Here is a 22,219-nt window from a genome sequence, read left to right as displayed (position 1 = left end):
GACGCCCGGGAACCTTCCATGACTCGTCAGCCCTTCTACAAAAGTCTCTATGTCCAGGTCCTGGTGGCAATCGCCATCGGCATTCTGCTCGGCCACTTCTATCCGCAGACCGGCGCGGCGATGAAGCCGCTGGGCGACGGATTCGTGAAACTGATCAAAATGGTCATCGCCCCCATCATCTTCTGCACCGTGGTCACCGGCATCGCCGGCATGCAGAGCATGAAAGCGGTCGGCAAGACCGGCGGCATGGCGCTGCTGTACTTCGAGATCGTTTCCACCATCGCCCTGATCATCGGCCTGGTCGTGGTCAACGTCGCCCAGCCCGGCGTCGGCATGCACGTCGATCCGGCCTCGCTGGATACCTCGGGTATCGCTGCCTACGCCGCTGCCGGCGAGAAGCAGAGCACCATCGACTTCCTGATGAACGTGATTCCGGGGACCGTGGTCGGCGCCTTCGCCAACGGCGACATCCTCCAGGTGCTGTTCTTCTCCGTACTCTTCGGCTACGCCCTGCATCGCCTGGGCGAGCGCGGCCGTCCGGTGTTCGACTTCATCGAGCGCATCTCGCACATCTTCTTCAACATCATCAACGTGATCATGAAGGTCGCGCCCATCGGTGCCTTCGGCGCCATGGCCTTCACCATCGGCAAGTACGGCGTCGGTTCGCTGGTGCAGCTGGGTCAGCTGATGGCCTGCTTCTACATCACCTGCCTGCTGTTCGTGCTGCTGGTGCTGGGCGCCATTGCCCGCGCGCACGGCTTCAGCATCATCAAGTTCATCAAGTACATCCGTGAAGAACTGATGATCGTGCTGGGCACGTCCTCCTCGGAATCGGCGCTGCCGCGCATGATCGCCAAGATGGAAAAACTCGGCGCCAACAAGTCCGTGGTCGGCCTGGTGATCCCCACCGGTTACTCGTTCAACCTCGACGGCACCTCCATCTACCTGACCATGGCCGCGGTGTTCATCGCCCAGGCCACCGACACGCCGATGGATATCAGCCACCAGATCACCCTGCTGATCGTGCTGCTGATCGCCTCCAAGGGCGCCGCCGGCGTCACCGGTAGCGGCTTCATCGTGCTCGCCGCCACCCTGTCCGCCGTCGGCCACCTGCCGGTTGCCGGCCTGGCGCTGATCCTCGGTATCGACCGCTTCATGTCCGAAGCCCGCGCGCTGACCAACCTGGTCGGCAACGGCGTGGCGACCATCGTCGTCGCCAAGTGGTGCAAGCAGCTGGACGAGAAAGCCCTGGACGACGAGCTGCACGGTCGCGGCACGCCGGACGAGCTGCTGGGCGAAACGCCCATCGAGAGCAAGCCGCTGCACGTCTGAGTCGCACCACCCTTCGAGCGCTGCTCGATGAAAAGCCCGCCGCCTGGCGGGCTTTTTTTGCCTGGCGGATTGCGTCAATCGGCTCGAGCGCTGGCGTTATTGAGCGCATCGCCCGCCACCCTTTACGCTGCAGGCAGACCAACAAGAAAATGGAGCCTGGATGAAAGGGCCGCTGTCGTCGCTGAAGATCCTCGATTTTTCCACCCTGCTACCGGGGCCGTTCGCCTCGCTGCTGCTGGCCGACATGGGCGCCGAGGTGCTGCGCGTGGAGTCGCCCGGGCGGCTGGATCTGGTTCGCGCGTTGCCGCCGCACGATGGCGACACTTCGGCCAGCCACGCCTACCTCAACCGCAACAAGCGCAGCATCGGCCTCGATCTCAAGCGGCCGGAGGCGGTGGACCTGGTCAAGCGCCTGGTGCTGGACTACGACATCGTCCTCGAGCAGTTCCGCCCTGGGGTGATGGATCGCCTGGGCGTCGGCTACGCCGCATTGAAGGCGGTGAATCCGGCGCTGATCTACGTCTCGATCACCGGTTACGGGCAGACCGGGCCGTACCGCGAGCGCGCCGGGCACGACATCAACTACCTGGCGCTGTCCGGCCTCGCAAGCTACACCGGACGCGCCGACAGCGGCCCGCTGCCGCTGGGCATGCAGGTCGCCGACCTCGCCGGCGGCTCGCTGCATGGCGCGCTCGGGCTGCTCGCCGCGGTGATCCAGCGTCAGCACAGTGGGGAAGGGCAGCAGGTCGACATCAGCATGACCGATTGCGCATTCGCCCTGAATGGCATGGCCGGTGCCGGCTACCTGGCCTGCGGCGTCGAGCCGGGGCTGGAAAGCCAGGCGCTGAACGGCGGCAGCTTCTATGACCACTACCGCACCCGCGATGGCCGCTGGTTTTCCGTCGGCAGCCTCGAGCCGGCATTCATGCAGGCCTTCTGCGCAGCGCTCGGCCGGCCGGAGCTGGCGCCGCGCGGCCTGTCGCCGGACCCCGACGTGCAGCGGGCGCTGAAACGCGAGATTGCCATCGAGATCGAGCGCCGCGACTTCGCCGAGTGCAGCGCGCTGTTCGCCGCCATCGATGCCTGCGTCGAGCCGGTGCTGCCGCTCTCCGAGGCCGTCGAGCATCCGCAGATCAAGGCGCGCGAGCTGGTGGTCGAGGTGCCGCGCGAAGACGCGCCGGCGCAACGGCAGATCGGCTGCCCGATCAGGTTTTCCTCCGGCCTGCCCGAGCCACGCCATATCGGTGCGGCGCTGGGCGCGCACACCGACGAGGTGTTGCGCGAGTTGGGCTACGCGGCGGAGCACATCGAGGCGCTGCGCAGCAGCGGGGCGCTGGGCTGAAGGATTCTTTGCGGATGAATGCGGATTCGTAGGGTGGGCTTCAGCCCACGCGATGCACGGATGCTTGAGCGCGGCGGTGGGCTGAAGCCCACCCTACGGCTCTGTGGCGGTTCCAGGGATTCTTTGCGGATCAGTGCGGATGCGTAGGGCGGTGCACCCCGCGTTTGCGGTGTTCGACTCATGCACCCAGATCGCGGGCTTCACCCGCCCTACGTCAGGCAACAGTAGGGTGGGCTTCAGCCCACGCGATGCTTGAGGGCGGCGGTGGGCTGAAGCCCACCCTACGGCTCTGTAGCGGTTCCAGACATTCTTGCGGATGAACGCGAAAGCGTAGGGCGGTGCAACCCGCGTTTGCGGTGTTCGACTCATGCACCCAGGTCGCGGGCTTCACCCGCCCTGCGTCAGTCAGTAGGGTGGGCTTCAGCCCACGCGATGCTTGAGGGCGGCGGTGGGCTGAAGCCCACCCTACGGCTCTGTGGCGGTTCCAGACATTCTTGCGGATGAACGCGAAGACGTAGGGCGGGTGCACCCCGCGTTTGCGGTATTCGCCGCGTGCAGGCGGATCGCGGGTTTCACCCGCCCTGTGTCAGGCGGTAGGGTGGGCTTCAGCCCACGCGATGCGCGGATGCTTGAGGGCGGCGGTGGGCTGAAGCCCACCCTACGGCTCTGTGGCGGTTCCAGACATCCTTGCGGATGAAGGCGAGCCACGCAGCGACGACATCCCTGACGTAGGGTGGGTTAGCGGCGCAGCGAAGCCTGCGGCTTACCGAATCCCCCGCCGCGTAACCCACCAGGCAGAGTCGAGTACCCCGGCCTTGCCTGGCGATCAGTGCTTTTCGGCGTCTTCCGGCATGCGCCGGAACCAGGTCGAGAGCAGCGCGCCGGAGATGTTGTGCCAGACGCTGAACAGCGCGCTGGGCACCGCTGCCAGGGGCGAGAAATGCGCGCTGGCCAGGGCCGCGCCGAGGCCGGAGTTCTGCATGCCGACTTCCAGCGCCAGCGACTTGCGCTGCGCCAATGGCAGGCCGAACAGGCGCGCGGTGAAGTAGCCGAGGAGGAAGCCGAAGCCGTTGTGTAGGATCACCACGGCCATGATCAACAGGCCGGATTCGGCGATCTTCGCCTGGCTGGCGGCGACCACGGCGGCGACGATGATCACGATGCTGACCACCGAAACCAGCGGTAGCACCTCCTCGACCCGCTGCACGCGCGGACCGAGCAGGCGCTGGGCGATCACCCCGAGGGCGATCGGCAACAGAACTACCTGCAGGATCGACCAGAACAGCGCGGCGAAGGACACCGGCAGCCAGGCCGAGGCCAGCAGCCAGATCAGCGCCGGCGTCAGCAGCGGGGCGAGCAGGGTAGTGACGGCGGCGATCGCCACCGACAGCGCCAGGTCGCCGCGCGACAGCCAGGTCATCACGTTGGACGCGGTGCCGCTCGGGCAGCAGCCGACCAGGATCACCCCGACGGCGATTTCCGCCGGCAGCCGCAGCAGCGCGCAGAGCAGCCAGGCCATGCCCGGCATGATCACGAAATGCGCCACCACGCCGAGCAGCACGCGCCACGGGTGGCGCGCGACCTCGGCGAAGTCCGCGGCCTTGAGCGTCAGGCCCATGCCGAACATCACCAGCCCGAGCAGCGGCACGATGGCCACCGCGAGCGGCTTGAAGGCACCCGGGAAGAAGAACGCCAGCAGGGCGAACGCCAGCACCCAGAGGGCGAAGCTGTTGCCGACGAAGCGGCTGAGGGCGGCAAGGGCACGCATGCGGAAGAAACCTCGGGACGTTCTTGTTATGGCGAGCCGCTACCGGGCGCTGAGCGCCCGACGTGCCGCGGATCAGACCGCCTGGGGCAGTTCTTCGCCGCCGAGGGCTTCGAACAGCTGCGGCAGGAAATCCACCAGCGTCAGCATCATCAGGGTGAAGCTGGCGTCGAGCTGGCCGAGGGCTTCGTCGCCACCGTCCTGTTCGGCCTGATCCTGCAGCAAGGCTTCGAAACGCAGACGCTTGATCACCATCTTGTCGTCGAGGACGAACGACAGCTTGTCCTGCCAGGCCAGGGACAGCTGGGTGACCAGCTTGCCGGAGGACAGGTGCAGCTGGATTTCGTCGCTGGTCAGGTCCTGGCGCTTGCAGCGCACCACGCCGCCGTCTTCCTCGGTGTCGCGCAGCTCGCATTCGTCGAGCACGTAGAAGTCGGTGGCGGCTTCCTGGGTCTTGACCCATTCGGTCATGGTGGCGGTCGGTGCAACCTTCACGCTCAGCGGGCGCAGCGGCAGCGAGCCGAGCACTTCACGCAGGGTGGAGAGCAGGTCTTCGGCGCGTTTCGGGCTGGCGGCGTCCACCAGGATCAGGCCCTGCTTGGGCGCGATGGCGGCGAAGGTGGCGGATTTGCGGATGAAGGCGCGCGGCAGGAAGGCCTGGACGATCTCGTCCTTGATCTGGTCGCGTTCCTTTTTGTAGACCTTGCGCATCTGCTCGGCTTCGATCTCGTCGACCTTGTCCTTCAGCGCGTCCTTGACCACCGAACCCGGCAGGATGCGTTCTTCCTTGCGCGCGGCGACCAGCAGGAAGTCCTGGCTGACGTGGACCAGCGGCGCGTCATCGCCCTTGCCGAACGGCGGGATGAAACCGTAGGTGGCGATTTCCTGGCTGGCGCAGGGGCGTGCGAGTTTTTCCGCGAGGGCGGTTTCCAGGGTTTCGGCGTCGAGGGGAATGTCCTGGGTGAGGCGATAGACGAGCAGGTTGCGGAACCACATGGCAGGGAGTCTCTCCAGACGCAAAACGCCCATTATTCCGTTCCGCGCGGTTCAGGCCAAGCACAAAGGTGATTGTCCGCCTGCCGGTTCCGGGGAAATCCCCGCTGGCAGCCGGCGCGCCGAACGCCGGGTGAAGAGCTCCAAGGAGGAAACTCGCGCGTCGCCGGCCGTTTTGCTAAGCCATTGGAAAAGAAGCAAAAAAAAATTACTGAAAGGACTTGCCAAGGTAGGGATGCCTCTCTAGAATGCGCCCCACTTCGAGAGCAAGGGTGATTAGCTCAGCTGGGAGAGCATCTGCCTTACAAGCAGAGGGTCGGCGGTTCGATCCCGTCATCACCCACCACTCGAGGTAATGCGCAGCGGTAGTTCAGTCGGTTAGAATACCGGCCTGTCACGCCGGGGGTCGCGGGTTCGAGTCCCGTCCGCTGCGCCATATTCGCTTCAAGGCCCACTGAACACCTTGAAGCTACGAGAAAGCGGCCATTGGCCGCTTTTTTCGTTTCTGCCTTCCGCAACTCCTTTCTTCTCGCGCCGGCCTCGTCGGCCGGCGCTTCGTTACCTGCGTTCTTTCCCGTGTTCGCGCTCGCGGCTGGCCTGCCAGCGCATGCGCTGTTGCAGGTATGGATCATCGGCGAACGGCAGCTGCGTCGCCTCGTCGATGTCTTCGGCGCTGCGGCCGCGCAGGCTGAGCTGCACGGCCAAGTAGAACAGCGTCAGTACCGCCAGGCTCCACAGCCATTCCGTCATGGTTGCTCCTCAGGCCGAATGGGCGAAGGCGTCGACCCGCTCGGGCGATGCGCCGCGCACGGTACGCCAGACGTTGTAGGACATCAGCAGCATGCCGCTAAGGAAGAACAGCCCGCCGGCCATGCGCACGATGAAGCCCGGATGGCTGGCCTGCAGCGCCTCGACGAAGGAGTAGGTGAGGGTGCCGTCCTCGTTCACCGCGCGCCACATCAGGCCCTGGGTGATGCCGTTGACCCACATCGAGGCGATATAGAGCACCGTGCCGATGGTGGCCAGCCAGAAGTGCAGGTTGATCAGCGCCGTGCTGTGCATGCCGTCGCGGCCGTAGACCCGCGGGATCAGGTGATACAGCGAGCCGAAGGTGATCATCGCCACCCAGCCGAGCGCGCCGGCATGCACGTGGCCGATGGTCCAGTCGGTGTAGTGGGAGAGGGCGTTGACGGTCTTGATCGCCATCATCGGACCTTCGAAGGTGGACATCCCGTAGAACGCCAGCGAGACCACGAGGAAGCGCAGGATCGGGTCGGTGCGCAACTTATGCCAGGAGCCGGAGAGCGTCATCATCCCGTTGATCATGCCGCCCCAGCTCGGCGCCAGGAGGATGATCGACATCACCATGCCCAGGCTCTGCGCCCAGTCCGGCAACGCGGTGTAGTGCAGGTGGTGCGGTCCGGCCCAGATGTACAGGCTGATCAGCGCCCAGAAATGCACGATGGACAGCCTGTACGAGTAAACCGGGCGGCCGGTCTGCTTGGGGACGAAGTAGTACATCATCCCGAGGAAGCCGGTGGTGAGGAAGAAGCCCACCGCGTTGTGCCCGTACCACCACTGCACCATCGCGTCGGTGGCGCCGGCGTAGAGCGAGTAGGACTTGAACCAGCTCACCGGAATCGCCGCGTGGTTGACGATGTGCAGCATCGCGATGACCAGAATGAAGGCGCCGAAGAACCAGTTGCCGACGTACAGGTGCGGCGTGGTGCGGCGCACCAGGGTGGTGAAGAAGACCACCGCGTAGGCGACCCAGACGATGGCCATCCACACCGCGCCGGTGAACTCGATTTCCGCGTATTCCTTGGTGGTGGTCAGGCCCTGCGGCAGCGTGACCAGCAGGATCACGATCACCGCCTGCCAGCCCCAGAAGGTGAAGCCCGCCAGGCCGTCGGAAAACAGCCGCACCTGGCAGGTGCGCTGTACTGCGTAGTAGCTCGCGGCGAACTGCGCGCTGCCGGCGAAGCCGAAGATCACCAGGCTGGTGTGCAGCGGACGCAGGCGGCCGAAGCTCAGCCACGGCGTGTCGAAATTCAGTTCCGGCCAGACCAGCTGCGAGGCGATGAAAACGCCCAGCGCCATGCCGAGCACGCCCCAGACGACGGTCGCCACGGCGAACTGGCGGACGACCTTGTAGTTGTAGGCCTGTGGGGAGGATGTGGCGGCATGCATGGCGGGACCTTTCTGCGGGCTGGCCTCTCGGGGCCGATGGGGCGCCAATGTAGAAAAGTCGCGGTCGACTAAACAGACTCAGATAAATCACCGAAATACGGATCAGATGATCGGGCGAGAGTCGCTGGCAGGATGGATCACTCAACCCGGTTCGGCTCAGCGGAGCGGCACTGTCGTTTTTCATCTGATCTGCTTTTTTCAGGTTTATCTGCCGCTGTTTTATCACCTGCCGGCGCAGGCATAGTCACGCTCCCACCGCCCGAGGCCGCGCAGCCGTTCTGCCGGCGTCGCGTGTGGTGCGCGCAGCGAGGATGCTCAGGATGTACCTGTACGACGACTATGACCGGGCGCTGGTCCACGAACGTGTGGCGCAGTTTCGCGACCAGGTGACGCGACGCCTCGAGGGCGAGCTGAGCGAGGAGGAGTTCCTCCCGCTGCGCCTGCAGAACGGCCTGTACCTGCAGAAGCATGCCTACATGCTGCGCGTGGCGATTCCCTACGGCACGCTGTCGGCGACTCAGTTGCGCACGCTGGCGCTGATCGCCCGGCGTTACGACCGTGGCTACGGGCACTTCACCACGCGGCAGAACATCCAGTTCAACTGGATCGAGCTGGCGCAGACCCCGGACATCCTGCAGCACCTCGCCGAAGTCGACATGCACGCCATCCAGACCTCCGGCAACTGCGTGCGCAACATCACCACCGAGGCTTTCGCCGGCGTTGCCGCCGACGAGATCATCGACCCGCGCCCGCTGGCGGAAATCCTTCGCCAGTGGTCGACGGTGAACCCCGAATTCCTCTTCCTGCCGCGCAAGTTCAAGATCGCCCTGTGCTCGTCCCTGGAGGATCGCGCGGCGATCCGCATGCACGACATCGGCTTCTACGTCTATCGCGGCGCCGACGGCGAAATGCTCCTGCGGGTGATGGTCGGCGGCGGCCTCGGGCGCACCCCGATCCTCAGCCAGCCGATCCGCGAGGCGCTACCCTGGCGCCACCTGCTGTCCTACGTCGAAGCCGTGCTGCGGGTCTACAACCGCCACGGCCGGCGCGACAACAAGTACAAGGCGCGGATCAAGATCCTGGTAAAAGCGCTGGGCATCGAGGCGTTCGCCGAGGAAGTCGAGCGCGAGTGGCAGCAGATCAAGGACGGCCCGGCCGAGCTGACCGACGCCGAATACCAGCGCGTCGCGCGCTCGTTCCGCACACCGGAGTACCAGCCGCTGGGCAGCGTCGATCTGACCTTCGGCACGCAACTGGCGAGCGACCCGGCCTTCGCCCGCTGGGTCGAGCACAACGTCCGCCCGCACAAGATGCCGGGTTACGCGTCCGTGGTGCTGTCGACCAAGCCCGGCGCGGCGGCGCCACCGGGGGATGTCTACGCAGTGCAGATGGAGGCCGTGGCGGACTGGTCGGAGCGCTTCGGCTTCGCGGAAATCCGCATCGCCCACGAGCAGAACCTGGTGTGGCCCGACGTGCGCAAGAGCGACCTGCATGCCCTCTGGCTGCTGGCGCGCGAAGCGGGCCTGGCGACGCCCAACGTCGGCCTGCTCAGCGACGTGATCGCCTGTCCGGGCGGCGACTACTGCTCGCTGGCCAACGCCAAGTCGATCCCGGTGGCGCAGGCGATCCAGAAGCGCTTCGAGGACCTCGACTACCTGCACGACATTGGCGAGATCAGCCTGAACATCTCCGGCTGCATGAACGCCTGCGGCCACCACCACATCGGCAACATCGGCATCCTCGGCGTCGACAAGAATGGCAGCGAGTGGTACCAGGTCACGCTCGGCGGCGCCCAGGGCCGGGGCGCCGCGCTGGGCAAGGTGATCGGCCCGTCGTTCGACGCGGCGGACATTCCCGAGGTGATCGAGAAGGTCGTCGGCACCTACCTCGCCTACCGCGAGAGCGAAGAGCGCTTCGTCGATACCCTGGAGCGCATCGGTCTGGAGCCGTTCAAGGAATGCGTCTACCGGCAACGGGCGGTGCCGGCATGAACAACCTGATCCGGCTGGTCGAGGGCCAGCCCCGCGTGAGCGACGACGATCCCTGGCAGCTGCTGCGCGAAAGCCCGGCGACGCGGCCTTCCGGGCGACTGATCCTGCCGCTGGCCGACTGGCGCGCGGCGCAGGACGAAGCGGTGCTGCGCGGTGAGCGCTTCAGCCTGCAGGGCCTGTGGCTGGCGCCGGACGACGAGGTCGAGGTGCTGCAGCCCTGGCTGGCGGTGCTGCCGCTGATCGCCATAGACTTCCCCAGCTTCCGCGACGGACGCGGCTACAGTCAGGCGTACCTTCTGCGCACGCGCCTGGGCTGGAGCGGCGAGCTGCGCGCGATCGGCGATGTGCTGCGCGACCAGCTCGCGCACATGCGCCAGTGCGGTTTCGACGCCTTCGCCGTGCGCGAGGACAAGTCGGCGCAGGATGCACTCAAGGGACTGGCCGGGATGAGCGTGCTCTACGGCCGCTCCGCCATCGAACCCCGGCCGCTGTTCCGCCGCCGCGATTGAGGATTACCCATGCTGCTAAGAGGCCTGACCTGGCTGGTGCTGCTGCAACTGCTCGGCAGTGCGCTGAATGCCCTGCTGTTACCGGCGCTGCCGGGGCCGATCATCGGCATGTTGCTGTTGTTCGCCCTGCTGTTGCTGCGCGGCGAGGTGGGCGAGCCGCTGAACCAGGCGGCCAGCGGCCTGCTGCTGTACCTGCCGTTGCTGCTGGTGCCGGCCGCGGCGGGGATCATCGACAGCGGCAGCGTGCTGCTCGGCAACCTGCTGGCGATCTCGGCGGCGCTGGTGATCTCGCTGCTGATCACGGTGCCGTTCTGCGGCTGGCTGATGCAGCGCCTGACGCGGCGCCTGGAGCAGCGCGAGGAATCGCGATGAGCGCCGTCGACTGGCACGCCGCCAGCCGCGCGGTGATCGGTCATCCGCTGTTCTCCCTGGCACTGACCCTGATCGCTTTCCAGCTGGCCCATGCGCTGTACCGGCGCAGCGGCTGGCTGGTGCTGCAGCCGGTGATGGTCTCGGTGATCCTGGTGGTCGGTGCGTTGCTGGTCTGCGGTATCGACTACGCCGACTACCGCGCCGGCGCCGCGCCGCTGGCGATCCTGGTCGGCCCGGCGACGGTTGCCCTGGCGGTGCCGCTGTACCGCAACCTGCGGCGCATCCGCCTGTTGTTCTGGCCGATCCTGATCACCGTACTGGTCGGTGGCAGCCTGACGGTGGCGCTGACGCTGCTGATCGCCTGGCTGCTGGGCGCCGAGTTGCCGGTGATGATGAGCCTGGCGCCGCGTTCGGCGACCATGCCGATCGCCATGCTGGTGGCCGAGCAACTGGGCGGCAACGCCTCGCTGGCGGCGGTGCTGGTGATGCTCACCGGTGTCGTCGGCACCGCGCTGGGGCCGACGCTGCTGCGCTGGGCGGGCGTCGATCACCCGGCCGCGCGCGGCCTGAGCTACGGCATAAACGCCCATGCCATCGGCACCGCCCGGGCGCTGGAGGAGGCCGAGGAGTGCGGCGCCTTCTCCGCGTTGGCGATGAGCCTGGTGGGCATCCTCATCGCGCTGCTGTTGCCGCTGCTGCGTTTCTACTGAGCGGTGCCTCCTGACGGCGCATCGTCCGGGTCGCTGCGCCATACTGGTGCAGGCTGGCGGCACTGGCACAGCCTGGCCGATGGCCGACGCCAGAAATCACGCCGGGTGTGACAACCTGGCACGTATCTTTCTATAGTGATCGCAAAGCAGGGCCTCCGGCCTGTCAGCCTTTAACCCACAAGCGCCTCGATGCGCACAGGTAACGAAGCCTGAACGACTGTCCCCGGACGGTCGTTCAGGTTTTTTTTTGCGGAGCGAAACATGCGCGGCACAGTGACCTTCGGCGCCCTGTTGTCCACCAGCGGCACCTACCGGCACATGGGGCGGAACGCCCTGGCGGGAATCGAACACGCGGTCGACGAGATCAACCGGAGCCAGGCGTTCGATTTCGACCTGCGCCTGCGCCATCTCAACCCCGAGGGCCGCCTGGAGCGCTACGCCGAGGCGCTCGGCGAACTGCATCGCGAAGGCATCCGCCATGTGTTCGGGCCGATCACCTCGGCCAGCCGCAAGGAGCTGATTCCCGACCTCGAACAGCGCGGTACGCTGCTCTGGTACCCGTGCCCCTACGAAGGCTTCGAGAGCAGCGAGAACGTCCTCTACCTCGGCGGTTGCCCGAACCAGACGCTGATCCCGCTGCTGCGCCATTCGTTGCAGGCGTTCGGCAAGCAGGCCTACCTGATCGGCTCGAACTACGTGTGGGGCTGGGAGAGCAACCGCATCGCCCGCGAAGTGCTCGGCGTGGCGCAGGGCGAGGTGCTGGGCGAGAAGTACTTTCACCTGGGCGAAACCCACTTCGCCGAAGTGGTCGAGGCGCTGCTGCAGGCGCCGCCGGCGTTCATCCTCAACAACCTGGTCGGCGACTCGTCGCACGCCTTCCTCCGTCAGTTGGACGCCGCTTGCCTGGACCGCGGCCTGCGCCTGCCGGTGCTGAGCTGCAACCTCACCGAGGGCGAGCTGGTCGGCGTCGGCGAGATGCGCGCGCTGCGCCTGCTCTCCTGCGGGCCGTTCTTCGAGGAGGTCGACCCGGCCTTCAGCCAGCGCCAGCGCCGCCTGCACGGGCTACACCCGTATTCGCACTACTACGCCTGCGCCTACGCCGCCGTGCACCTCTTCGCCGAGGCCTGCCAGCGCAGCGGCGACGACACCCCGGAGGCGGTCTGCCAGGCGCTCTACGCGGCGCCGGTGGCGACCATTCTCGGCGAGTTGCGGATCGCCGCGCAGAACAACCATGCCTGCCTGCCCAGCTACATCGCCGAACTCAAGGGCAAACGTTTCTCCGTCCTGGAGGCCGAAACCCTGATGCAGGAGGCCGATCCGTACCTCACCGCGACCGATCTCGAACCGTTTCGCGCAGCGCCCGGCACGGCGCTGCGCCCGCACCTGAGGATCATCCGATGAGCCTGAGCAAACGCCCGTCATTCGGCAGCGCGAGCCTGCTGCTGGTGGATTGCGACGAACGCAGCCTGGCCGCGCTGCAGAAGAGCCTGCAGCGCCTGGGCATCGCCTCGCAGCCGCTGCACGCCGACGCGCCGCAGGCGCTGGAGCAGGTCCTCGCGCTGGTGGTCGAGCTGGATCATTTCGCCAGCCCGCGCATCGTCGAGCAGGCCAACGCCGCCGGCCTGCCGATCATCGCCCTGACCCAGCACGAGACGCTGTCGCAGATCCAGCGCGCTCTGGAGCTGGGCGCCACGGCGATGCTCAACAAGCCGATCACCCAGGGCTCGGTGTACACCACGCTGATGATGGCCATCGGACTGCGCCAGCGCCTCGCCGCCGAGCAGCAGCGCAGCCATTCGCTGGCCGAGAAGGTCGCCAGCCGGCGCCTGGTGGCGCAGGCCCTGGCGCGGCTGATGGTCGAGCGGGAGCTGGACGAGAACCGCGCCTACGAACACATCCGCAAGCTGTCCATGGAGCTCAACCGCAGCCTCGAGGACATCTGCGCCGAGCTGGTCGGCGCCGCCGTCGAGAACCGCCACGAGGGGCGTTCATGAGTACGCTGAAGACCCTGCTGCGACGGCCGTCGGTGGCGATCTCGCTGCTGTTCATCGTCGCCGTGGTGCTGCTGGCGATCTTCGCCCCCTGGGCCGCGCCCTTCGACCCGTCCGAACAGTTCATCGAGGGCCTGTCGCTGGAAGGCGCGCCGCTGCCGCCGGACGCCACCTACCGCATGGGCACCGACCTGCTCGGGCGCGACCTGCTTTCGCGGCTGCTCTACGGCGCGCGCACCTCGCTGTTCATCGGCCTGCTGGCGAACGGCATCGCGGTGCTGATCGGCACCCTGGTCGGGCTGACCGCCGGTTTCGTCCGCGGCTGGCTGGGCAGCGTGCTGATGCGCTTCACCGACTTGATGATGGCCTTCCCGGCGCTGCTGCTGGCGATCGCCCTGGCGGCGATCTTCCAGCCCAGCGTGTGGATCGTCGCGCTGGTGATCGCCATGGTGAACTGGGTGCAGATCGCCCGGGTGATCTATTCCGAGACCGTGGCGCTGGCCGCGCGGGACTTCGTCGAGGTCGAGCGCACCCTCGGCGCCAGCCGCCTGCGCATCCTCTTCTCGCACCTGCTGCCGCACCTGGTGCCGACCATCCTGGTCTGGGCCACGCTGGGGATTTCCACCACCGTGCTGCTGGAAGCCACGCTGTCGTTCCTCGGCGTCGGCGTGCAACCGCCCACGCCGAGCTGGGGCAACATCATCTTCGAGAGCCAGACCTACTTCACCTCGGCGCCCTGGCTGGTGCTGTTCCCCGGCGCCGCCATCGTCGCGCTGTCGCTGGCGTTCAACCTGGTCGGCGATGCGCTGCGTGATGCCCTCGACCCGACCCTCAAGGGGAGAAGCTGATGTTCGCCTTCGTCGCCCGCCGCGTCGTCTATTCGATCCTGATCCTGCTCGGCGTCACGCTGATCACCTACCTGCTGCTGTTCATGCTGCCGGCCGACCCGGCGCGGCAGATCGCCGGGCGCAGCGCCACGCCGGAGATCGTCGCCAATATCCGCCACCAGCTCGGCCTCGACCTGCCGTTCTACCAGCAGTATTTCCAGTACCTCAAAGGCCTGCTGCACGGCGACCTCGGGCGCTCGTTCATACAGCGTTCGCAGGTCTCCGAGCTGATCGGCGCGCGGCTGGTGCCGTCGCTGCAACTGATGGGCCTGGGCATCGCCTTCGAGCTGCTGATCGGCATCGGCCTGGGCATCGTCGCCGCGCTCAAGCGCGACAGCTTCATCGACCGCCTGCTGATGGCCTTCTCCTTCGTCGGCGTGTCCTCGCCGCAGTTCATCGCGGCGATGCTGTTCCTCTACTTCTTCGCCGTGCGCCTGGACTGGTTCCCCATGGGCGGCTACGGCGAGTTCCGTCACATCCTGCTGCCGGCGCTGACCCTGGGCATCCTCGGCAGCGGCTGGTACTCGCGGATGGTGCGCTCCTCGATGGTCGAGGTGCTCCACCAGGACTTCATCCGCACCGCGCGGGCCAAGGGCCTGAGCCGGGTGCGCGTGGTGTTCCGCCATGTGCTGCCGAACGCCATCGTGCCGGTGATCCCGATGATCGGCATCGACATCGGCATCTTCATGGGCGGGCTGGTGGTGGTCGAGTCGGTGTTCGGCTGGCCGGGCATCGGCCAACTGGCCTGGCAGGCGATCCAGCAGGTGGACATCCCGGTGATCGTCGGCGTGACCACGGTCTCGGCGGTGGCCATCGTCCTCGGCAACCTGCTGGCCGACCTGGTGATTCCGCTGGTCGACCCGCGAATCGATGTGAAGAAGCACTGAGTTACTTCCGTCTGCCTCGTCTGGCGGGCGTCCTTTTGAACGAGAAGAGAGGCTGCAGCACATGAAACGCAAGGCACTTTCCCTGGCCATCGCCGCCACCCTGTTCGCCGGCAACCTGCTGGCCGCCGAGCCCCAGCATGGCGGCGAAGCGGTCGTCACCTACCAGAACGACGTCGCCACCCTCGACCCGGCCATCGGCTACGACTGGCAGAACTGGTCGATGATCAAGAGCCTCTTCGACCGCCTGATGGACTACAAGCCGGGCACCACCGAACTGGTCCCGGCGCTGGCCGAGAGCTACACGGTTTCCGACGACGGCACCGAGTACACCTTCGTCATGAAGAAGGGCGTGAAATTCCACAACGGCCGCGAGATGAAGGCCGCCGACGTGAAGTACTCGCTGGAGCGCACCGTCAATCCGAAGACCCAGAGCCCGGGCGCCGGCTTCTTCTCCTCCATCGTCGGCTACGAGGACGTCACTGGCGGCAAGAGCGAGGCGCTGGCCGGCGTGACCACGCCCGACGACTACACGGTGAAGATCAAGCTGAGCCAGCCCAACGCCACCTTCCTGCACATCATGGCGATCAACTTCGCCTCGGTGGTGCCGAAGGAGGCCGTGGAGAAATGGGGCGCCGACTTCGGCAAGCACCCGGTCGGTTCCGGCGCCTTCGAGCTGCAGGAATGGAAGCTCGGCCAGCAACTGGTCTTCAAGAAGAACCCCAATTACTACCGCAGCGGCGTGCCCTATCTCGACGGCATCCGCTTCGAGATCGGCCAGGACCCGACGGTCGCACTGCTGCGCCTGCAGAAGGGCGAAGTGGACATCGCCGGCGACGGCGTGCCGCCCGCGCAGTTCCTGCAGTTCAAGAACGACCCGAAACAGAAGGGCCTGGTGGTCACCGGCGACCAGCTGCAGACCGGCTACCTGACGCTGAAGACCACGCTGCCGCCGTTCGACAACCTCAAGGTGCGCCAGGCGGTGAACATGGCGATCAGCAAGGACCGCGTGGTGCGCCTGATCAACGGCCGGGCCAAGCCGGCCAACCAGCCGCTGCCGCCGGCGATGCCCGGCTACGACTCCGGCTTCAAGGGTTATCCCTACGACGTCGAGGGCGCGAAGAAGCTGCTCGCCGAGGCCGGTTTCGAGAAGGGCTTCGACACCGAGCTGTACGTGATGAACACCGACCCGCAGCCGCGCATCGCCCAGTCGATCCAGCAGGACCTGGCGAAGATCGGCATCCGCGCGCAGATCAAGTCGCTGGCCCAGGCCAACGTGATCGCCGCCGGCAGCGAGAAGGACCAGGCACCGATGGTCTGGTCCGGCGGCATGGCCTGGATCGCCGACTTCCCGGACCCGTCGAACTTCTACGGGCCGATCCTCGGCTGCGAAGGCGCGGTCTCCGGCGGCTGGAACTGGGCGCTGTACTGCAACAAGGCGCTCGACGCCGAAGCCAAGCGCGCCGACTCGATGGCCAAGCCCGAGCAGCAGGCCGAGCGCATCGCGCTGTGGAGCAAGGTCTTCACCGACGTGATGGCCGACGCGCCCTGGGTGCCGATCTTCAACGAGCAACGCTTCACCGTGCGTTCGGCGCGGATGGGCGGCGACGACGCGCTGTACGTCGACCCGGTCCACGTGCCGGTCAACTACGACTACATCGGGGTGAAGTGAGATGTGCAACAACTGCCTGATCAAGACCATCCACAGCGTGCACAGCCACTTCGGCTGGGACAATGCCTTCGAGCCCGTCGCGCGCGTCGCGCCGGGCAGCGAGCTGCAGTTCGAGTGCCGTGATTCCTCGGCCGGCTACTTCACCCCGCAATCGAAGGTCGCCGACGTGGCGAGCATGCCGTTCGACCGGATCAACCCGGTGACCGGGCCGATCTTCGTCGAGGGCGCGCAACCGGGTGACGTGCTCAAGGTGACCATCGACAGCTTCAAGCCCTGCGGCTTCGGCTGGACGGCGAACATCCCCGGTTTCGGGCTGCTCGCCGATCAGTTCACCGAGCCGGCCCTGGCCTTGTGGAACTACGACGCCGAGGGCCTCGCGCCCGCGGCGTTCGGCCAGTTCGCCAAGGTGCCGCTGAAGCCGTTCGCCGGCACCATCGGCGTCGCTCCGGCGGCGCCGGGCCTGCATTCGGTGGTGCCGCCAAGGCGCGTCGGCGGCAACCTGGACATTCGCGACCTGGCCGCCGGCACCACGCTGTACCTGCCGGTGGAAGTGGAGGGCGCGCTGTTCTCCATGGGCGACACCCACGCCGCGCAAGGCGATGGCGAAGTCTGCGGCACGGCCATCGAGTCGGCCATGGACGTGGTGGTCAAGCTCGACCTGATCAAGTCCACGCCGCTGGCGATGCCGCGCTTCAGCACGCCGGGGCCGGTCACCCGGCACCTGGACAGCGCCGGCTACGAAGCCTTCACCGGCATCGGCCCGGACCTCATGGAGGCGGCGCGCCAGGCCGTCGCCGGCACCGTCGACTGGCTCTGCCGCGAACACGGCATGCCGGCCGAACAGGCCTACATGCTCTGCTCGGTGTGCGGCGATCTGCGCATCAGCGAAGTGGTCGACCTGCCGAACTGGGTGGTTTCCTTCTACTTCCCGAAAGTGGTGTTCAACTGAGCGGCTACAAAATGGCTGCGCTCGGCAATACGGCGTTGAAATGGCCTTCAAAATGCTCATTGACTGCACGTCAACTGCGCTTTTTCAGGCCATTTCGCCTTGTCTTGCCTTCGCTCGCCGATCTTGTAGCTGCTCTTCGAAGGAGAGTGGAATGACCGCCGAAACCTCGCGACCGCTGCTGTCGGTCGAGCGACTGTCCATCGACTTCGGGCCCCGGCGCGTGGTCAGCGAGTTGAGCTTCGCCCTGCACGCCGGCAAGACGCTGTGCATCGCCGGCGAATCCGGCAGCGGCAAGTCGCTGACCTCGCTGGCGATCATGGGCCTGCTGCCGAAGGCCGCCAGCGTGCCGAGCGGCGCGATCCTCTTCGAGGGCCGCGACCTGCTCGGCTGCTCCGACCGGCAGATGCAGGAACTGCGCGGCAAGGACATCGGCATGATCTTCCAGGAGCCGATGACCTCGCTGAACCCGCTGATGACGGTCGGCCGGCAGTTGCAGGAAACGGTGCGCCGGCACGAGGCGCTGAGCGGCCAGGAAACCCGCGCGAGGGCCCGGCAGATGCTCGACGCGGTGCGCGTGCCGCAGGTCGACAAGCGCCTCGCGCAGTACCCGCACGAGCTGTCCGGCGGCATGCGCCAGCGCGTGATGATCGCCATGGCGATGCTCTGCAAGCCGCGCGTGCTGATCGCCGACGAACCGACCACCGCGCTCGACGTGACCATCCAGGCGCAGATCCTCGAGCTGATGCGCGAGCTGCAGGCGCAGTTCGGCACCACGCTGCTGATGATCACCCACGACATGGGCGTGGTCGCCGAGATGGCCGATGAAGTGGTGGTGATGAACCAGGGATTGATGGAGGAGCGCGCCGAGGTGCGCAGCCTGTTCGCCGCACCGCAGGCCGCCTACACGCGCAAGCTGCTGGCGGCGGTGCCGGTGCTCGGCAGCGCCGGGTTGCCGGAGTCGCGCGAGGAGCGTCCGGTGGTGCTCGAGGTGGACAACCTGCAGGTGCGCTTCCCTTTGCGCGGCGGCTGGTTCGAGCCGGCGCGCAACGTGCACGCGGTGGAGAACGTCAGCTTCCGTCTGCGCCAGGGCGAAACCCTGGGCATCGTCGGCGAGAGCGGCTGTGGCAAGTCCACTACCGGCAAGGCGTTGCTCAGCATGCTGCCCTTCGACGGCAGCGTGAAGCTGCTCGGCCGCGAGCTGAACGGCATCGGCGGCGAGGCGCTGCGCGAGGTGCGCCAGGACATCCAGATGATCTTCCAGGACCCCTACGCCTCGCTGAACCCACGCAAGACGATCCTCGACCTGGTCGGCGAGCCGCTGCTGATCCACGGCAAAGGCGACCGTCAGCAACGCCAGGCGCGGGTCGCCGAGCTGCTGGAGCAGGTCGGCCTGCCGGCGGAGGCGATGCAGCGCTACCCGCACATGTTCTCCGGCGGCCAGCGCCAGCGCATCGCCATCGCCCGCGTGCTGCTCAAGGACGCGCCAATCCTGATCATGGACGAGGCCACCTCGGCGCTGGACTCGGAGGTCGAGGCGGCGATCCAGGAAAGCCTGGAAACCCTGATGAAGGGCAAGACGGTGATCGCCATCGCCCACCGCCTGTCCACCATCGCCCGCCTGGATCGGCTGGTGGTGCTGGACAAGGGCAGGATCGTCGAGACCGGCAACCATGCCGAACTGGTCGCCGCGGGCGGACTCTATGCGCGTCTTTGGGCGCACCAGACCGGTGGCTTCGTCGGAATCGACTGAGGAATCGCCCCCGGCATCCCAGCACCGCAACCAGCGGCGCATTCCCACGGTGCGCGCGGCGCACCCTACGGCTGATGGCCTCGATGTAGGGTGCGCCATGCGCACCGCAACCACGGCGCCCCAAACGGTGCGCGCGGCGCACCCTACGGCTGAAGGCCTCGACGTAGGGTGCGCCATGCGCACCGCAACCAATGGCGCATCCCACACGGTGCGCGCGGCGCACCCTNNCGGCGGCCAGCGCCAGCGCATCTGTATCGCCCGCGCCCTGGCGCTGAACCCGAAGGTGATCGTCGCCGACGAATCGGTCTCGGCCCTCGACGTGTCGGTGCAGGCCCAGGTGCTGGAACTGCTCGAACGCCTGCAACGCGAGCACGACCTCAGCTACCTGTTCATCTCCCACGACATGGCGGTGGTGGAGCGCATCTGCCATCGGGTGGCGGTCATGTTCTGCGGGCAGATCGTCGAGATCGGCCGTCGCGACCAGGTGCTCGGCAACCCGCAGCACCCTTACACCCAGCGCCTGTTGTCGGCGGTGCCGATCCCGGACGTCGACCAGCGCCGCGACTTCAAGGCGCTGCTGCGGGAAATCCAGGTGCCCGACCCGATCAAGCCCAAGGGCTACGTCGCGCCGCCGCAGCAGTACCGGCAGCAGGACGTGGATCACCTGGTGGCGGTGGGCTGAAACCTTCAACGTCCGGATGAACGAGGCGGCGGTGACCGAAAGGCACCGCCGCCTTTTTCGTCATGGATTGCCGCGATTACATCGTATCGGGTACATTTGAAACTAATTCTCATCCGCACCTTAGGCGCATTGCGCCGGACATTACCGTGCTCTCGATGCCCCCGATGCCTGGCTCCTCGCCGCAGTCGCTCTATCTCAGCCATTCGCGCTGGCTTCACGGTTTTCTCCAGCGCCGTCTCGGCAATGCCTTCGATGCGGCCGACCTGGTGCAGGACACCTTCGTCCGCGTGATGCTGCGGCCGGGCACCTTCGACAGCAGCAACGGCGAGCGTTCCTATCTCGCCACCATCGCCCGCGGCCTGTGCATCGATCACTGGCGTCGGCGCCAGCTCGAACAGGCCTGGCTGGAAAGCCAGGCGAGCCGCTCCGAGCACCTGCAAGGCTCGCCCGAGCAACGCGCGCTGATCATCGAAACCCTGCACGAGGTGGACGCCATGCTGCTGCGCCTGCCGGCCAGGGTGCGCCAGGCGTTCCTGCTGGCGCAGCTCGACGGCATGCCGTACCGCCTGATCGCCGTGGAGCTGGGCGTGTCCGAGCGCATGGTGAAGAAGTACCTGGCTCAGGCCTTCCTGCACTGCGCGTTGCTGGAGGCCGAGCTGGACGGCCTGTTGATCGAATGACCGCCATGCACAGCCCCGACGGCAAACTCAGCCACGCCAGCCTGCAGCAGGCGGCGCAGTGGTACGTCGCGCTGCACGATGAGAACGGCGGCGCGCAGCTGCGCGAGCAGTGGCAGCGCTGGTTCGACCAGCACGCCGAGCATCGCGACGCCTGGCGCTACGTTGAGCGCGTCGGCCAGCGTTTCGCGCCGTTGCAGGGGGAGGGCGCACGGGAGTCCAGCGGGGTGTTGCGGCGGGTCGGCGATCCTGCCTGCCTGAGCCGTCGCCAGGGGCTGAAGACGCTGATGATCCTCGCCGGCGGCTCGCTGCTCGGCTGGAGCGCCTGGCGCGGCACGCCGCTGCCGAGGCTGGTCACCGCCTGGGGCGCGGACTTCGCCACCGGCGTCGGCGAAACCCGCGAAACCCTGCTGGCCGACGGGTCGCACCTCTGGCTCGGTGCGCTGAGCGCCATCGACGCCGACTTCAGCGCCGAGCGGCGTTTGCTGCGCATGCACTTCGGCGAAGTGCTGGTGGACACCGCGAAGGACCCGCAGCGTCCGTTCCTCGTGGACACCGAGCATGGCCGGCTGCGTGCGCTGGGTACGCGCTTCGCCGTGCGCCAGTTCGGCGAGACGACGCGGCTCAACGTCTACCAGGGCGCGGTGGAAGTGCACACCGCCGCCAGCGGCGCGACGAGCATCGTCGGTGCCGGGCAGCGGGTCGAATTCAGCGCGGCGGCGATCGGCGCCCCGGCCCCCGCGTTGAGTGCCGGCGAATCCTGGATTCGCCACGTGCTGACCGCCGAGGACATGCCGCTGGGGCAACTGGTGCAGGAGCTGTCGCGCTATCGCCACGGCCACCTGGGCTGCAACCCGGCCGTCGCCGGGTTGCCGGTGATGGGTGCCTTCCCGCTCAACGATACCGACCAGGCGCTGCGCCTGATCGCGGCGGCGCTGCCGGTTCGCCTGGAGTGGATGACGCCCTGGTGGGGCAGCCTCGAGCCCGCCTGAGCGGGTGTTTGCAGCGCAGGGCGCCGGCCCGCCGAAAATAAAACCGGCGCGTCGGTTCCCCTTTTCGATGTTCGTCCGGTTTACAGGAAAACCTCGACAATCGAACGCTTCAGGGGACTCCATGCACTTGCCTGCTCATCTCGCCCGCCGCTTCGCCCTGCGGCCCATGGCGCTCGCCGTCGCGCTACCGGTTTTCGCCGGCGCACCGCTGCTTCTGGCCGCCAGCCAGGTTCACGCGCAAACCACCCAGGACGCCGCCAGCGAACGCCAGTACGCCATCGCCGCGGGCTCGCTGAGCGCCGCGCTCAACCAGTTCAGCAGTCAGGCCGGCATCTACCTGGTCGGGCACAACGACCTCACCGCCGGCAAGACCAGCCCCGGGCTGAATGGCCGCTACAGCGTGCCGGAGGCCCTGGCCCGTCTGCTGGAGAACAGTGGCATCCAGGCGCTGCCGCAGGCCAGCGGCGGCTATGTGCTGCAGCCGATTGCGCCCAGCGGCGTGATCCAGCTGGCGCCGGCGACCGTGACCGG

General features: G+C 67.0%; 21 protein-coding genes and 2 tRNA genes. 19 read left to right on the top strand and 4 right to left on the bottom strand.

Features of this window, described 5'->3' with window-relative positions; all coding sequences use genetic code 11:
* Nucleotides 1–18 precede the first annotated feature (18 nt).
* Nucleotides 19–1,332 (top strand): dicarboxylate/amino acid:cation symporter, encoded by a 1,314-nt coding sequence (locus B3E91_RS09015; RefSeq protein ID WP_287029129.1) that lies wholly within the window; start codon nt 19–21, stop codon nt 1,330–1,332.
* 160 nt (nt 1,333–1,492) lie between these two features.
* Nucleotides 1,493–2,674, top strand: a complete 1,182-nt coding sequence (locus tag B3E91_RS09010; protein ID WP_273235063.1) for a CaiB/BaiF CoA transferase family protein — start codon at nt 1,493–1,495, stop codon at nt 2,672–2,674.
* Nucleotides 2,675–3,500: 826 nt separating this feature from the next.
* Here the strand turns inward: B3E91_RS09010 and B3E91_RS09005 are convergent.
* Both B3E91_RS09005 and rdgC read right to left on the bottom strand, forming a co-directional pair.
* Entirely contained in the window at nt 3,501–4,442 is a 942-nt protein-coding gene (locus tag B3E91_RS09005) for a bile acid:sodium symporter family protein (RefSeq protein WP_287029128.1), read from the bottom strand.
* A 72-nt stretch (nt 4,443–4,514) separates the two neighbouring features.
* Nucleotides 4,515–5,435, bottom strand: a complete 921-nt coding sequence (gene rdgC / locus B3E91_RS09000; RefSeq protein ID WP_273229572.1) for a recombination-associated protein RdgC — start codon at nt 5,433–5,435, stop codon at nt 4,515–4,517.
* 267 nt (nt 5,436–5,702) lie between these two features.
* On the opposite strand from rdgC, the gene B3E91_RS08995 reads away from it, so the two are divergent.
* Together B3E91_RS08995 and B3E91_RS08990 are read left to right on the top strand one after the other, a co-directional pair.
* Nucleotides 5,703–5,778: transfer RNA gene (locus B3E91_RS08995), tRNA-Val, on the top strand.
* A gap of 13 nt (nt 5,779–5,791) precedes the next feature.
* A tRNA-Asp gene (locus B3E91_RS08990) sits at nt 5,792–5,868 on the top strand.
* A gap of 122 nt (nt 5,869–5,990) precedes the next feature.
* Here B3E91_RS08990 and B3E91_RS08985 read toward each other — a convergent pair.
* Together B3E91_RS08985 and ccoN are read right to left on the bottom strand one after the other, a co-directional pair.
* Complete coding sequence (locus B3E91_RS08985) at nt 5,991–6,182, bottom strand: hypothetical protein (protein WP_282338769.1); 192 nt, start codon at nt 6,180–6,182, stop codon at nt 5,991–5,993.
* Between the two features lie 9 nt (nt 6,183–6,191).
* Nucleotides 6,192–7,622: a cytochrome-c oxidase, cbb3-type subunit I gene (gene ccoN / locus B3E91_RS08980; RefSeq protein ID WP_287029127.1), complete on the bottom strand. Its 1,431-nt coding sequence runs from the start codon at nt 7,620–7,622 to the stop codon at nt 6,192–6,194.
* 320 nt (nt 7,623–7,942) lie between these two features.
* Between ccoN and B3E91_RS08975 the strand changes: the two genes are divergently transcribed.
* From B3E91_RS08975 to B3E91_RS08905, 15 genes are all read left to right on the top strand, one after another.
* A complete protein-coding gene (locus B3E91_RS08975) occupies nt 7,943–9,613 on the top strand; it encodes a nitrite/sulfite reductase (protein WP_287029126.1) in 1,671 nt (556 codons plus the stop codon).
* Nucleotides 9,610–10,122, top strand: coding sequence for a DUF934 domain-containing protein (locus B3E91_RS08970; protein ID WP_287029125.1), 513 nt, complete (start codon nt 9,610–9,612; stop codon nt 10,120–10,122). Before B3E91_RS08975 ends, B3E91_RS08970 begins: the two co-directional genes overlap by 4 nt.
* 9 nt (nt 10,123–10,131) lie before the next feature.
* Nucleotides 10,132–10,494: a CidA/LrgA family protein gene (locus B3E91_RS08965; RefSeq protein ID WP_287029124.1), complete on the top strand. Its 363-nt coding sequence runs from the start codon at nt 10,132–10,134 to the stop codon at nt 10,492–10,494.
* Nucleotides 10,491–11,204, top strand: a complete 714-nt coding sequence (locus B3E91_RS08960; protein ID WP_287029123.1) for an LrgB family protein — start codon at nt 10,491–10,493, stop codon at nt 11,202–11,204. Before B3E91_RS08965 ends, B3E91_RS08960 begins: the two co-directional genes overlap by 4 nt.
* A gap of 261 nt (nt 11,205–11,465) precedes the next feature.
* Nucleotides 11,466–12,605: a transporter substrate-binding protein gene (locus B3E91_RS08955; RefSeq protein WP_287029122.1), complete on the top strand. Its 1,140-nt coding sequence runs from the start codon at nt 11,466–11,468 to the stop codon at nt 12,603–12,605.
* Nucleotides 12,602–13,198 carry an ANTAR domain-containing response regulator gene (locus B3E91_RS08950; RefSeq protein WP_287029121.1) on the top strand — a complete coding sequence of 199 codons (597 nt, stop codon included), beginning with the start codon at nt 12,602–12,604 and terminating at the stop codon, nt 13,196–13,198. Before B3E91_RS08955 ends, B3E91_RS08950 begins: the two co-directional genes overlap by 4 nt.
* The gene (locus B3E91_RS08945) at nt 13,195–14,043 is read left to right on the top strand and encodes an ABC transporter permease (RefSeq protein WP_273229584.1); all 849 of its coding nucleotides are present in this window, start codon (nt 13,195–13,197) and stop codon (nt 14,041–14,043) included. The genes B3E91_RS08950 and B3E91_RS08945 overlap by 4 nt, the downstream gene beginning before the upstream one ends.
* Complete coding sequence (locus B3E91_RS08940; RefSeq protein WP_287029120.1) at nt 14,043–14,969, top strand: ABC transporter permease; 927 nt, start codon at nt 14,043–14,045, stop codon at nt 14,967–14,969. Before B3E91_RS08945 ends, B3E91_RS08940 begins: the two co-directional genes overlap by 1 nt.
* Before the next feature lie 61 nt (nt 14,970–15,030).
* Nucleotides 15,031–16,638: an ABC transporter substrate-binding protein gene (locus B3E91_RS08935; RefSeq protein WP_273229586.1), complete on the top strand. Its 1,608-nt coding sequence runs from the start codon at nt 15,031–15,033 to the stop codon at nt 16,636–16,638.
* A gap of 1 nt (nt 16,639) precedes the next feature.
* Entirely contained in the window at nt 16,640–17,587 is a 948-nt protein-coding gene (locus B3E91_RS08930; protein WP_286785128.1) for an acetamidase/formamidase family protein, read from the top strand.
* A 151-nt stretch (nt 17,588–17,738) separates the two neighbouring features.
* Nucleotides 17,739–19,337 carry a dipeptide ABC transporter ATP-binding protein gene (locus tag B3E91_RS08925; RefSeq protein ID WP_287029119.1) on the top strand — a complete coding sequence of 533 codons (1,599 nt, stop codon included), beginning with the start codon at nt 17,739–17,741 and terminating at the stop codon, nt 19,335–19,337.
* Nucleotides 19,258–20,019 (top strand): ATP-binding cassette domain-containing protein, encoded by a 762-nt coding sequence (locus B3E91_RS08920; protein WP_422662669.1) that lies wholly within the window; start codon nt 19,258–19,260, stop codon nt 20,017–20,019. The genes B3E91_RS08925 and B3E91_RS08920 overlap by 80 nt, the downstream gene beginning before the upstream one ends.
* A gap of 155 nt (nt 20,020–20,174) precedes the next feature.
* A complete protein-coding gene (locus B3E91_RS08915) occupies nt 20,175–20,699 on the top strand; it encodes a sigma-70 family RNA polymerase sigma factor (RefSeq protein WP_287029118.1) in 525 nt (174 codons plus the stop codon).
* 5 nt (nt 20,700–20,704) lie between these two features.
* A complete protein-coding gene (locus tag B3E91_RS08910) occupies nt 20,705–21,688 on the top strand; it encodes a FecR domain-containing protein (RefSeq protein WP_287029116.1) in 984 nt (327 codons plus the stop codon).
* 121 nt (nt 21,689–21,809) lie between these two features.
* Nucleotides 21,810–22,219 (top strand): STN domain-containing protein (locus tag B3E91_RS08905; protein WP_287029114.1); only part of this gene is annotated, 410 nt, incomplete at its 3' end.

The organism is Pseudomonas sp. UBA6310 (assembly GCF_002438225.1).
GTDB classification, from domain to species: domain Bacteria; phylum Pseudomonadota; class Gammaproteobacteria; order Pseudomonadales; family Pseudomonadaceae; genus Pseudomonas_O; species Pseudomonas_O kuykendallii.
The sequence above is the reverse complement of the archived record's forward strand: the minus strand, read 5'-3'. Positions and strand labels throughout refer to the sequence as shown.

Coding starts and splice junctions, on each gene's coding strand:
- B3E91_RS08930 (WP_286785128.1), top strand. CDS start 16,640: ATGTGCAACAACTGCCTGATCAAGACCATCCACAGCGTGCACAGCCAC.
- rdgC (WP_273229572.1), bottom strand. CDS start 5,435: ATGTGGTTCCGCAACCTGCTCGTCTATCGCCTCACCCAGGACATTCCC.
- B3E91_RS08945 (WP_273229584.1), top strand. CDS start 13,195: ATGAGTACGCTGAAGACCCTGCTGCGACGGCCGTCGGTGGCGATCTCG.
- B3E91_RS08925 (WP_287029119.1), top strand. CDS start 17,739: ATGACCGCCGAAACCTCGCGACCGCTGCTGTCGGTCGAGCGACTGTCC.
- B3E91_RS09010 (WP_273235063.1), top strand. CDS start 1,493: ATGAAAGGGCCGCTGTCGTCGCTGAAGATCCTCGATTTTTCCACCCTG.
- B3E91_RS08950 (WP_287029121.1), top strand. CDS start 12,602: ATGAGCCTGAGCAAACGCCCGTCATTCGGCAGCGCGAGCCTGCTGCTG.
- B3E91_RS08965 (WP_287029124.1), top strand. CDS start 10,132: ATGCTGCTAAGAGGCCTGACCTGGCTGGTGCTGCTGCAACTGCTCGGC.
- B3E91_RS08970 (WP_287029125.1), top strand. CDS start 9,610: ATGAACAACCTGATCCGGCTGGTCGAGGGCCAGCCCCGCGTGAGCGAC.
- B3E91_RS09015 (WP_287029129.1), top strand. CDS start 19: ATGACTCGTCAGCCCTTCTACAAAAGTCTCTATGTCCAGGTCCTGGTG.
- B3E91_RS08985 (WP_282338769.1), bottom strand. CDS start 6,182: ATGACGGAATGGCTGTGGAGCCTGGCGGTACTGACGCTGTTCTACTTG.
- ccoN (WP_287029127.1), bottom strand. CDS start 7,622: ATGCATGCCGCCACATCCTCCCCACAGGCCTACAACTACAAGGTCGTC.
- B3E91_RS09005 (WP_287029128.1), bottom strand. CDS start 4,442: ATGCGTGCCCTTGCCGCCCTCAGCCGCTTCGTCGGCAACAGCTTCGCC.
- B3E91_RS08915 (WP_287029118.1), top strand. CDS start 20,175: ATGCCCCCGATGCCTGGCTCCTCGCCGCAGTCGCTCTATCTCAGCCAT.
- B3E91_RS08960 (WP_287029123.1), top strand. CDS start 10,491: ATGAGCGCCGTCGACTGGCACGCCGCCAGCCGCGCGGTGATCGGTCAT.
- B3E91_RS08910 (WP_287029116.1), top strand. CDS start 20,705: ATGCACAGCCCCGACGGCAAACTCAGCCACGCCAGCCTGCAGCAGGCG.
- B3E91_RS08975 (WP_287029126.1), top strand. CDS start 7,943: ATGTACCTGTACGACGACTATGACCGGGCGCTGGTCCACGAACGTGTG.
- B3E91_RS08955 (WP_287029122.1), top strand. CDS start 11,466: ATGCGCGGCACAGTGACCTTCGGCGCCCTGTTGTCCACCAGCGGCACC.
- B3E91_RS08940 (WP_287029120.1), top strand. CDS start 14,043: ATGTTCGCCTTCGTCGCCCGCCGCGTCGTCTATTCGATCCTGATCCTG.
- B3E91_RS08935 (WP_273229586.1), top strand. CDS start 15,031: ATGAAACGCAAGGCACTTTCCCTGGCCATCGCCGCCACCCTGTTCGCC.